This window comes from Streptomyces neyagawaensis, from assembly GCF_023516595.1.
GTDB lineage: Bacteria > Actinomycetota > Actinomycetes > Streptomycetales > Streptomycetaceae > Streptomyces > Streptomyces neyagawaensis.
Genome location: NZ_JAMGBG010000177.1, coordinates 26,223 through 36,083 on the forward strand (window position 1 = coordinate 26,223; position 9,861 = coordinate 36,083).

The 9,861-nt window shown below is 68.9% G+C and carries 12 protein-coding genes; 9 read left to right on the plus strand and 3 right to left on the minus strand.

Annotated features, from left to right (window positions below; translation table 11 throughout):
• Window positions 1–78: 78 nt before the first annotated feature.
• The 8 genes from M8J73_RS41510 to M8J73_RS41550 all read left to right on the plus strand — a co-directional run bounded on the left by M8J73_RS41510 (window position 79) and on the right by M8J73_RS41550 (window position 6,991).
• Window positions 79–684 (plus strand): WhiB family transcriptional regulator, encoded by a 606-nt coding sequence (locus M8J73_RS41510; protein ID WP_063799289.1) that lies wholly within the window; start codon window positions 79–81, stop codon window positions 682–684.
• Window positions 681–2,318, plus strand: a complete 1,638-nt coding sequence (locus tag M8J73_RS41515; protein WP_055541788.1) for a hypothetical protein — start codon at window positions 681–683, stop codon at window positions 2,316–2,318. The genes M8J73_RS41510 and M8J73_RS41515 overlap by 4 nt, the downstream gene beginning before the upstream one ends.
• On the plus strand, window positions 2,315–2,506 hold the full coding sequence (locus M8J73_RS41520) for a hypothetical protein (protein WP_055541787.1): 192 nt from the start codon (window positions 2,315–2,317) through the stop codon (window positions 2,504–2,506). The genes M8J73_RS41515 and M8J73_RS41520 overlap by 4 nt, the downstream gene beginning before the upstream one ends.
• 441 nt (window positions 2,507–2,947) lie before the next feature.
• Window positions 2,948–3,469, plus strand: a complete 522-nt coding sequence (locus tag M8J73_RS41530; RefSeq protein ID WP_240501637.1) for a plasmid mobilization protein — start codon at window positions 2,948–2,950, stop codon at window positions 3,467–3,469.
• A 15-nt stretch (window positions 3,470–3,484) separates the two neighbouring features.
• The gene (locus M8J73_RS41535; RefSeq protein ID WP_055541785.1) at window positions 3,485–5,206 is read left to right on the plus strand and encodes a relaxase/mobilization nuclease domain-containing protein; all 1,722 of its coding nucleotides are present in this window, start codon (window positions 3,485–3,487) and stop codon (window positions 5,204–5,206) included.
• Window positions 5,207–5,415: 209 nt separating this feature from the next.
• Complete coding sequence (locus tag M8J73_RS41540; RefSeq protein ID WP_308408381.1) at window positions 5,416–5,727, plus strand: hypothetical protein; 312 nt, start codon at window positions 5,416–5,418, stop codon at window positions 5,725–5,727.
• A gap of 300 nt (window positions 5,728–6,027) precedes the next feature.
• Window positions 6,028–6,516 carry a hypothetical protein gene (locus M8J73_RS41545; RefSeq protein WP_308408382.1) on the plus strand — a complete coding sequence of 163 codons (489 nt, stop codon included), beginning with the start codon at window positions 6,028–6,030 and terminating at the stop codon, window positions 6,514–6,516.
• Window positions 6,517–6,619: 103 nt separating this feature from the next.
• Window positions 6,620–6,991 carry an HIT family protein gene (locus M8J73_RS41550; protein WP_157873302.1) on the plus strand — a complete coding sequence of 124 codons (372 nt, stop codon included), beginning with the start codon at window positions 6,620–6,622 and terminating at the stop codon, window positions 6,989–6,991.
• Between the two features lie 193 nt (window positions 6,992–7,184).
• On the opposite strand, the gene M8J73_RS41555 is transcribed toward M8J73_RS41550, so the two are convergent.
• Genes M8J73_RS41555 through M8J73_RS41565 form a run of 3 tightly spaced genes read right to left on the minus strand, consistent with a single transcriptional unit; the run spans window position 7,185 to window position 8,612 of the window.
• Window positions 7,185–7,934, minus strand: a complete 750-nt coding sequence (locus M8J73_RS41555) for an SPDY domain-containing protein (protein ID WP_055541783.1) — start codon at window positions 7,932–7,934, stop codon at window positions 7,185–7,187.
• Window positions 7,935–7,965: 31 nt separating this feature from the next.
• Entirely contained in the window at window positions 7,966–8,235 is a 270-nt protein-coding gene (locus tag M8J73_RS41560; protein ID WP_055541794.1) for a hypothetical protein, read from the minus strand.
• Window positions 8,232–8,612, minus strand: coding sequence for a hypothetical protein (locus M8J73_RS41565; RefSeq protein WP_157873301.1), 381 nt, complete (start codon window positions 8,610–8,612; stop codon window positions 8,232–8,234). The genes M8J73_RS41560 and M8J73_RS41565 overlap by 4 nt, the downstream gene beginning before the upstream one ends.
• A 125-nt stretch (window positions 8,613–8,737) precedes the next feature.
• On the opposite strand from M8J73_RS41565, the gene M8J73_RS41570 reads away from it, so the two are divergent.
• On the plus strand, window positions 8,738–9,370 hold the full coding sequence (locus M8J73_RS41570; RefSeq protein WP_240501636.1) for a DUF2461 family protein: 633 nt from the start codon (window positions 8,738–8,740) through the stop codon (window positions 9,368–9,370).
• Window positions 9,371–9,861: the final 491 nt, after the last annotated feature.

Genomic DNA, 9,861 nt, shown 5'->3' on the forward strand with positions numbered 1-9,861 from the left:
CCGCCTCATCACGGCGCCATGCCGTGCCCTCCCAGCACCGGCACACGGCGCCGCACCGAGGCGTACCCGGAGACTCTCTTGCGCACCATCACCACCAACGACACGGCGCGCCCGACGCTGCGCGGGATCGCCGACCACAGCTGGAACAGCCGAGGCCTGTGCTACGGCATGGATCCTGCCGACGCCGACGAGCTGTTCTTCCACGCCCCGCGCGCCCACGAGGCCGCCGCGGAAGCCAAGTCCATCTGCGGCCGGTGCCCGGTCAAGAAGGATTGCTTCAACTACGCCCTCGACAACGACATCCGCCATGGGATGTGGGGCGGACTGACCGAGATCGAGCGCCGCCCCTGGCACGCCCGAGTCAACAAGCGCCTCGACTACAGCCGGGTCAAGGCCGCCTTCCAAGGCCGCGACGTCCATCTCAGCGACGCCGAACGCGATGCCGTCGTCCGCCACGCCTACGCCCGCGGGTGGGATCCCGAACGCCTCGCCTACGCCCTTCGGCTCGAACTCGACTGGGCCAAGGACCTGATGCGCCGGGCTGCCCACGACGTCGCCGACCGCGACCGGTACTGGGGCCTGTACGACGAGGCCGACAACACCGAGGACGAGGTCGTCTCCTCGCCCGTGCCCCGCCAGGTCCACACCCGCGCCCTGATCGCCGCACTCGGAAAGGCAGCATGACCCATCCCACCGCTGTCCCTCTGGCTGTCGCCTCGTTGGAACCCGCTCTGCTGTTCGCGGCTGCCGCCGTACTGACGGTCCTGGCCGTTCCGTCTGGCGTATGGCTGATCCGGCGGCGCCCGACCCGGATAGGCAGGGAGCGGCCTACAGCCCCGGCGGTATGGGTCGCCGCCCTCGCCGCGATCGGCTGCACCGCCTACAGCGCGGACACCAGTTGGCGGTTCGCCGCCGACTACCTCGACATGGCTGGCACAACCGAGCGTGCCGCGATGTTCGCCGCCGCCGAACTGGCTCTGTTCGCGACGGCACTGATGGCTCGCCAGAATTTGGCCAGCCAAGGCGCGCCGGGGCTGCCCGGAGTCCTGGTCTGGATAATCACCGGCGTTCAGGTCATCCCCGCCTACGCCGAGTCCGGCCCGATCGGCGGGACCGTACGGGCCTTCGTCGGCCCGGTCATGGCCGCGATGCTCTGGCATCAGGCGATGGGCATCGAGCTACGGCTGCGCAAGCCCGGCGCCTCCTCGCGCGGGGTCACGGCCACGCTCGGACGGGAAGCACGCGAGCGCCTGCTCTCCCGCCTCGGCATCGCCGAACGCGACCGCGACGCCGCCCAGATCACTCGCGACCGGGCCACCGCCCGCGCGGTCACCTTGGCCACCCGCCTGGCAGGGCGGACCCCGAAACAACGTGGGAACTGGCGAGGCCGGCGCATCACACGACGGCTGCAGGGGGCTCTCGCACGGGCCGACGTCGGCACTGACCCCGAGCAGTTGGGGGTGCTCCTGGACCAGCTGGCCGCTCGTCGGCACGCCACCGCACTGGCGACCGTCGACCTGCCCTCCCCTTGGACTCGGCCCCTGCTGTCCCCACCTCACGGTCGCAGGGACCAGCCCTCGCTTGCCCCGCACCAAGTAGCCGTCGGGGACCAGGTGACTCCCCAATGTCATGCGGTCCCCAAGGCCGGTCCCGAAACGAAAATGGACTCTCCAAGAATCCGGGACCGTCCCGAAGAGGGCCATATGGGACCGGCTTTGGGGACCGAGCCAGCCGGGGATGGGGACCGTCCCCGCCCCGTCCCCGAAACCGGGGACCGGGGCGCCGCAGGGGACCTGGCTGCGGATGCCGCTGCAGGGCACGGCGCGAAGGGGGACCAGGCCAGCGCCGTCCCCGGCACCGAAGACGCCCAGGACGGTGATGAGACGAGCGAGGGCGATGGGGACAAAACCGCAGCTCAGGGCTCAGATATTCCGTCCCGAACGCCGTTCCCCTACAACGGGGACCACCTCGTGCCCAGGACCGAAACAGGGGCCGGGACGGAGTCCACCGGGGACCGTCCCCAGACGGTCCCCGCACGCAGGAGGCCGAAGGCGTCCCGGACGCGGACCCGAGGGGGGCAAGGCAAGCCGTCCCGAAGGCAGCCCCAACTGAGTGTGGACCAGCTCGTCACTCAACTCCGTCCCCACGTGCCCAGACTTCTGGAAAGGGACGGGAACGCCGAGGTCACGCGCACCCAGCTCAGGGAAATCATGCGCGCCCACAACATCGGTATCCGCAACGACCGGCTGACACCGGTCCTGGAGCGCCTGCGCCGCGAAGCGGCCACGTCCACCACGAAGAAGAGGAGTGCACGGTGAAGGCGTGCCCGCGCCTTGCGCGCATCAGGTCCGACTTCGAGAAGGACATCCGCTTCCTGACCGCCTATGCGGAGCGCAACGTCGGCACCGCGCCGGCCAAGACCAGCGCGAAGCACGCGATCACCGTGAGGCAGAACATGGCCAGGGCGATGAGCCGGCACTTCGCACGCTGCCCCGAGTGTGGCTGACACGCGCAAAGGCGCAGGCCAGGTGAATCCGCTTCACCCAGCCAGTCCGGTGGCCCGGCGCGTGCCGGGCCACCGCCCGCGAGGAAGGAACGTCATCCGTCCCCGAAACCCGCGCACGTATGCCCCCACAGCCGCCGAGGCGAGCGCCTGGGTGGACGTCCTGGTCCGTCACCGGCTATTGCACGCGGCCGTCCGTGTGCCGACCGGCCAGTGGCTCATCCAGGAAACGCCCACATCGCGCGTCCGTGTCCTCAGCGGACCGGCCGCTGTGGTCGACCTCGCCGCCGACATTCAGTGCCGCCTCCGCACCATCAGGAACCGCGACCGATGAAGAACTCAAATACAACCCCCGCCCCCACCTCGGACAGGGCCGTCCCCAACTCGGTCTCAGGGCGAGCAAGTTATCGGCCAAGACACTCTTCCCCGTCGGGGAAGGCGTCCTTGGCCAAGCTCGCCCCGAGGGTGGCGGGAGCGGACCAGCACCAGGGGGTGCAGGTCCGGCAGGCAGCAACCGAGGGCGGATCGCAGCCGGAGGAGAAGCAGACGCCGCCGCGCAAGCGCCGCGCCTCGAAGAACGCCTCACGCAAGCGCTCGCCGAAGCCCCACGCCCACAAGCGTGTCCACGTGTGCAGCGTCCGCCTCAACGACGACGAGAAGACCCAGCTCGCCGCTGCCGCGACCGCCGCCCGTACTACCCTGCCCGCGTTCCTCGCGCGCAGTGCCCTCGCCGCCGCCGACGACCTAGACAACACCGCCGCCGCGATCGCCGGACGCCGGGAGCTGGTCTCCGAGTTCTTCGCCGCCCGCCGACATCTCGGCCACGTCGGCAACAACCTCAACCAGGTGGCCCGCGCTCTCAACTCCGGTGCCCAGCCCGCCGAACTCGACGCCGTCATCGCCGCCACCCAGCGCGCCGTACAGCGGGTCCAGGACGTCACCGACCAGCTCCTCGCTCACAACTAGGCACCAGGTCACGGCATGATCCCCAGAATTCAGAAGCGCGGGAAACGTACGATCGGCCTGCTGTACTACCTGTACGGACCGGGCACCCACGAGGAGCACGTCGACCCGCACCTCGTGGCCTCCTGGGACAACAACACCCCCGACCCCGGCCACGATGCGCACGTCACGTACAAGCACCTCCAGCAGCTGCTCGACCAGCCTCTGGACAACATCGACGAAGCCGACCGCCCCGCCAAGCACGTCTGGCACCTGTCGGTCCGCAATGCGCCCGGCGACCGGATCCTGTCCGACGGAGAATGGGGCGACATCGCCCGCCGCATGGTCGCCGCTGCCGGTATCGACGATCCCGACCAAGGGGCGGGCTGCCGGTGGGCAGCCGTCCGGCACGCCGACGACCACATCCACATCATCGCCACCCTCGTCCGCGAAGACGGCTACAAGCCCGACCTCGACCACGACGCCGCCCGCGTCCAGGCCGAGGCCCGGCTCCTGGAAGCGGAGCTGGGGTTGCGGCGCCTCCACAAGGGTGACGGCACCGCCGCCAAACGGCCCACCAGCGCCGAACGTCACAAGGCCGAACGCCTGGGCAGGGAGCGCGCCGCCCGCGAGGAGCTGCGCGAGACCGTACGCCGAGCGGTGGCCGGCGCCACCAGCGAGACGGAGTTCTTCGACCGCCTCGCCGACGCTGGTGTGCTGATCCGCAAACGCGTCGCGCCCTCCGGTGACCTGCTCGGATACAAGGTCGCACTGCCGGACGACCGCAACGAGGAGCAGGAGCCGGTGTTCTACGCGGGTTCCACCCTCTCCCCCGATCTGTCTCTACCGCGTATCCGCGAACGCTTCTCCGGCGACGCCTCGCCTGAGAGCACCGAGACGCCTTCGGACTCCCCCATGACGCCGAGTGGCCCGGCAACAGCTCGGCGTCAGGCAGCCACGGCCGCATGGCAGGCCGTTCTGATCATCGACGGCGCGGAGGACGCTCAGACGGCCGCCCACATCGCTGCGACCGGAGAGGTCCTCGACGCGCTCGCCAAAACCTCCGCCGCCCATACCCGCACCCAACTGCGCGAGGCCGCCTTCGCGTTCGAACGGGCTACCCGCTCCCATATCAAGGCCGAACGCGGACACGACCGCGCTCTGCGCCAAGCCGCCCGCGACCTCATCTACAGCGGCCCCGCCCTCGGCCGCGCGGAGGACGGCGCCACCACCGCGATGCTGATCGACATGCTGTTCTTCCTCGTCACCACCGCAGCCCACTGGCACGCAAAGAGGAACCACGCCCAGCAGGCCGCCGCCGCCCGCCAAGCCGCCGAGCACCTGCGCACCGCTTACCGGGCCGCTGCCGGAATGCCCATGGCAGTCCTGTACGAGCGGGGCCGGCGCCTGTCCCAGCCTCTCCGGCAGAAGCAGATCGCCTCCCTGCGCCAGGCTGTGCCCGAACTGGCCGAGCAGATCCTGGCCGAGCCCGGGTGGTACGCCCTCGCGGCGACCCTCGCCGACACCGAGAGCGTCGGCCACGACCCTGCTGTCCTGCTGGCGGAAGCCGCCGGACGCCGGGAGCTGGACACCGCCGACTCGATCAGCGACGTGCTCGTGTGGCGACTGCGCCGCATGGCCGATCTACCCGCCGACGCCTCCACGATGCCCAGCGACTCCAAGCCCGTCTCAAGCAGCACGACGCGCCGTACGACGCTGCCCAAGGCGAGTCACGGCGAGGGTCCGGGCAAGGCCCGGTGATTACGGAGTCTGAGAGTTGAAGCAGCTCAGACGCATGGGGCACTCTCCCTGTGGCCTGACAGACGAAAGAAGGAGACCGGATGTTCGGACGCGCTCGCGCCCATCGTGAGTTCCGTGAAGCCCAGCGTGCGGGACACACGCTGCTGAACGCCGTTCACTCACATCCCGACGTCCAGCCCCCCGCACCGACCCGAGCTGAGACTCCGGCTGTGGAGACGTCGGCGCCCGACTTCCTGCCGCCGGATCTGCGAGTCCCCTCGCGCCAGGACGTGGAGGGCCTGATGATGCGCTGGCAGCAGCCACTCGTCATCAACGGCCAGGTCCACACGTGCCCCGAGTGCGGCGCGTACCGGGACTGGATCATTTTCAGCATGCGCGACGACTCGGTATGGCTCCGCTGTCGGGCCGGCCACGCGACGAAGGAGCCCGGCCTGGATCCGGCCTGGTACAACCGCAACTCCGGTCCGGTGGACCGCTTTCATCCCACCCTCGAAGAGGGTCTGCGCCACCTCGGCCACTGAACCCACGAAACCCCTGTTCCCCCTTCTCTCTGCCGGTGCATGGAGGCCCGGCCCAGTCAACCTGTCCGCTTGCAGGCCACTTGGGGGTTTCCGATATGAGCTTTTGCATCACGACTGTCCGCAGCCTCGGCGTCATCGCCGCTCTCGCTCTGACCGGCTGCTCGGCCGACGGCACTGCCTCCGCCGACCCGACATCCTCCACGGCTGCCCTGGATCGCCGGGAGGACATGACCGCGTCGGCGTCCGCACCACTGTCCTCGGCCGCACTGAGCAAGCGGCTCCTGGACGAGAGCGATCTGGGTGCGGGCTACAGCCGCGTACCCGAGCGTTCCACAGCACACGCCGATCGCCGTGGTCGGCTGTCCGGGGCTGGAGAAGCTCGACGACAAAGCGGCGACCGGCGGCCTGGTCTTCCCTCGCCGGGCGAAGGCATCGTTCGCGTACGTCGGCGGCCCTGAATCCGAGGTGTCCGAGGAGCTGCATAGCGACACTGCGGCCAAGCTGTCGGAGGGCATCGGGGAGATCTTCGACGCGATGGTCTCCTGCCCGTCCTACCGACTCGTTTCGGGCAGCACCGTCATCGATGTGGACAGCCAGAGGGCGGTAGCACCGCATTTGGGCGACGAGCAGTGGAGCCAACTGATCACCTACTCGGTCGGCGGGCAGCGCAGCGTCGTCCGCCAGTCGGCGATCCTCACCAACAACGTCCTGGTGGTCGTCTCCGGTTCGCCAGGGCTCGTGGACGCCAACCTGGACAAGGCTCTGACGAAGGCCCAGATCGCCCACTGACGCCTGCCCGTCCACGATGTGCCCCCTGTCCTCGAGCCGCAGCAGGGGCACACCCGTATCGAGATCTGGGTGCTCTGCGCGCGGTGGCTCTACGGTGGGTGTCGTGGAGGTCGACGAGCCGGACTGGTACTGCACGCACGTTCTGCCCGGGCACGTGGCGGTAGACGTGGTGCGGGAGACGCCCGAGGTGCTCGCGTTCCGTCCGCCCGTTCCGGGGTTCGGCACCGAGCACATCATCGTCGTGCCCCGGCTGCACGTCCGCTCCCTGCTGGAACTCGACCCGAGTACGGGCGCCGCGCTGCTTCAGGTGCTGAAGGAAACGTCGGCTGAGGGTGGTCCACCGGTATGGCGGGTGCCAGGCCATCACGAGCATGGGCGACGAGCAGCACAATCGCCATCTGCATATCCATCTGGCGGTCGGAGACGGCATCGCTCGTTTCATACGGCACGTCCAGCCGCCCGATGGAATACGTGATTGCACCGAAGGCCCGGCAGGCCGAAAGGGCCTGCCGGGCACGTGAGTTCGGAAATGTGCCGCACAACGTGCGTGTGCAGGGGCCGACTTCGATTCAGCCGTTCCGCCATGCCGTTGCGCTGGTGACCAGACGGTCGCGGCGCAGCCGTACATAGACGGTCGGAGGATGGCCCCGGTCGAGGCGCATGGCAAGTCAGTTGCGGCGGATCACCTTGAGTCGACCTTCCGCGCCGTCCGGCAGCGTACGGCGTGCAACCGGGACCGGTGAGGCCAGCGAGCCGGCGAAGACGGCGACCAGGTCGTTCGGGACACTGGCGCTGAAGCTGGCGCACCACAGATACGGGGCCCCAAGGACGGGTTCGGCCCACGCCTGCCAGCCCATCAAGTCGGGGCGCGGATCGGCGTCCTGGATGAGCGGAGGCAGTTCCTCCAGTGACACGCTGGAGGCGAAGCCGGGGTCTGTGGCAGCGGTCGTGGGGTGGTCCACGTCCCGGATCCACCCCTGGGCCACGAGCGCAGCCAGGACAGCCTGCGGCTCGTCGAACCCGGTATCGGGTGTCTCTCGGGTATCAAGTGCGAGGAGGAGGTCGGCGATCGCTTCGTGCGGGACGCCGGTGGTGAAGTAGGCGTTCCACTCCGTCAGTGCGCTCGCGGCGTGCGGCCGGGCGGAGAGTTGCCAGGCCACGGGCAGTCCGCCGAGTTCGAAAGGGTAGCTGGCGAGGGTCCATTCGGCGCCGCGCAGCTCATCCGGGCTGACGTACAGCAGGGTGTGACGCGAGGTCGGCCACATGCGCCAGCCCATGCCCGTCAGCAGGTCTCCGATCCGCTCGGCGAGGGCACCGTCGTCACCGGCCAAATGGCGTGGGGTGACCCAGTACACCGCCTCCGGCAAGTCGGGGCGGAACGGATCGATGGGGTGGTATGAGTTCAGGCGCGCCTCCAGTGAAGTCGTAGTGGTTCAGAGGCCATTGCCGTCAGGGCCGGGTCGCCTTGCGCCGACGGCGTGGGGGCGCGTCCGTCGGCTCCTGCCAGGTGAGAGCGACGGCGACGGCGGGCGGAAGGTGGCCAAGCTGCTCGGCGTCCTTGCTTTCGGCGATATAAACCACCGGGCTGCCCGTCTCGTCGCGGGTGCTGATCACGCCGCCCATACGATGGGCCATGGGGAAGAAAGGGTTGATGGCCAGCTCGATCCGAGCATCCGGGTCGCAGGCCGACAGGAGGTCCAGGACTTGGCCGACGGTCATCTCGGGCTCTTGCGGATCCAATACGCGCTCCTCGCGATAGTGAAATGGGCCGACGTGAAGTGAGGCAGGGGCAGGAATGCACCGAGCAATGGCCCGGTCTCGACGATCAGGTTGGAGCTCTGCGTCGGTAACCGATGGAAAATCCAGGCCGGCCTGAATCCGCGAACATCGGGATCGCCTTCTGACCTGGGGTTTTCCGGGAAGGCGTCTACGTTGACATAGCCCTGAAGCGTTCGCCAGTCCTTTCGAGATCTTTCCCGTCTGCCATAGGCGAAATGTCCCCTGTCACCGATCTGGGATCTCAAGTTCGGCTGCACGGTCTCACCGCCCGCTTCATCTCGACTGAGCTCTCCGAGCTTCTCGACGAACTTGCCCACCGCGCACGGCACATCGACATGGCCCCGGCGAGCCCCGCCGCAGCACCTCCCACCTTGTCTGGGGTTACGCCTCCCTGCCCGTCTCACTCTCCGCGCGCGGATCATGGGTGAGCTATCCTCCGTGCATGCGCGGACAGTTCACCGGCTGGCCGGAGCAGGCCATGGACGTGTTGTGGCAGCTCCAGGGCGAACCGACCCACGCAACCCGGGAGCGCTACCGCGCGGACCGCGAACGCCTGGTCCGGCAGCCGATGATCGCCCTGCTCAACGAGGTCGCGGACGCAGACCCCCGGTACGAGGACTTCTCCGTCTGGCACTACCGCACCGACTCCTGGTGGTGGCAGCACCAGGGCGCCGTGATCCGGCTCGGCCGCAAGATCGAGATCGGTCTTCGGTTCTCCCTGGACGGCCTGCGGATCCAGGGCGCCTGGTGGTACCCCGATCCCGGCCAGGTAGACATGTTCCGCAAAGCCGTGGCCTCCGAGGGGAGCGGCCCCGAACTGTCCGCCATCCTCGAGGACGTGCGGAAGAAGGGCTACGACATCTCCGGGGACGTGATGAAACGCCCCCCGCGCGGCTATCCGACGGACCACGCCCATGCCGAACTGCTGCGCCACCGTTCACTGATCGCCGCCCGTCCCCTCGGCTGCGAGCAGTGGCTGCACACCCCCGAGGCGGCCGACCGAGTTCTCTCGGCCGCCGCCGACCTGGACGCCCTACTGATGTGGCTGGTCCGCCACGTGAAGCGCGCCGCCTGACATCACGAGGGCGCCACGCGGCCGGGAGAAACCACACCCGTGCCGCCGGCCCTCGCGCTCAGAAAGTGATGTGCACCGTCCATCGCCCGATAACCGTCCGGCACCTCGGTAAGGGGGACGGCAGGGCCGAAGACCGGCCCTGGATCGAGGGCGCGGAGAGCACATCCGGCAGGAGTTTGGGAATGCAGGCGCGGACTTGGGCGATGCCCCGGCGCAGCGGCCCCCAAGAGCAGGAACGAACATGCGTGAGGCCCCAGATCCAGGTGGGATCTGGGGCCTGTTCCAGGTGGGGGTGGGTGATCGCAGTTCTCAGTGGACGTTAAGTCCGTTTCTGGTAGCGGCCTCGTCCGGGTTGGGTGAGGAAGCCTTGGCGGGTGAGGCGTCCGAGGCGGCTGCGGGTGATGTTGACGGATGCCTCGTCGGTGGGCATGCCGAGGAGTTCGTGCAGCTCACGGGCTCGGAACTCTTGATCGGGATGCTGGTTGAAGGTG

Bases quoted from the DNA above. Each gene is read 5' to 3' on its own strand.
- M8J73_RS41570 (WP_240501636.1), top strand. From the start codon at position 8,738: ATGCGCGGACAGTTCACCGGCTGGCCGGAGCAGGCCATGGACGTGTTG.
- M8J73_RS41515 (WP_055541788.1), top strand. From the start codon at position 681: ATGACCCATCCCACCGCTGTCCCTCTGGCTGTCGCCTCGTTGGAACCC.
- M8J73_RS41535 (WP_055541785.1), top strand. From the start codon at position 3,485: ATGATCCCCAGAATTCAGAAGCGCGGGAAACGTACGATCGGCCTGCTG.
- M8J73_RS41560 (WP_055541794.1), bottom strand. From the start codon at position 8,235: ATGACCGTCGGCCAAGTCCTGGACCTCCTGTCGGCCTGCGACCCGGAT.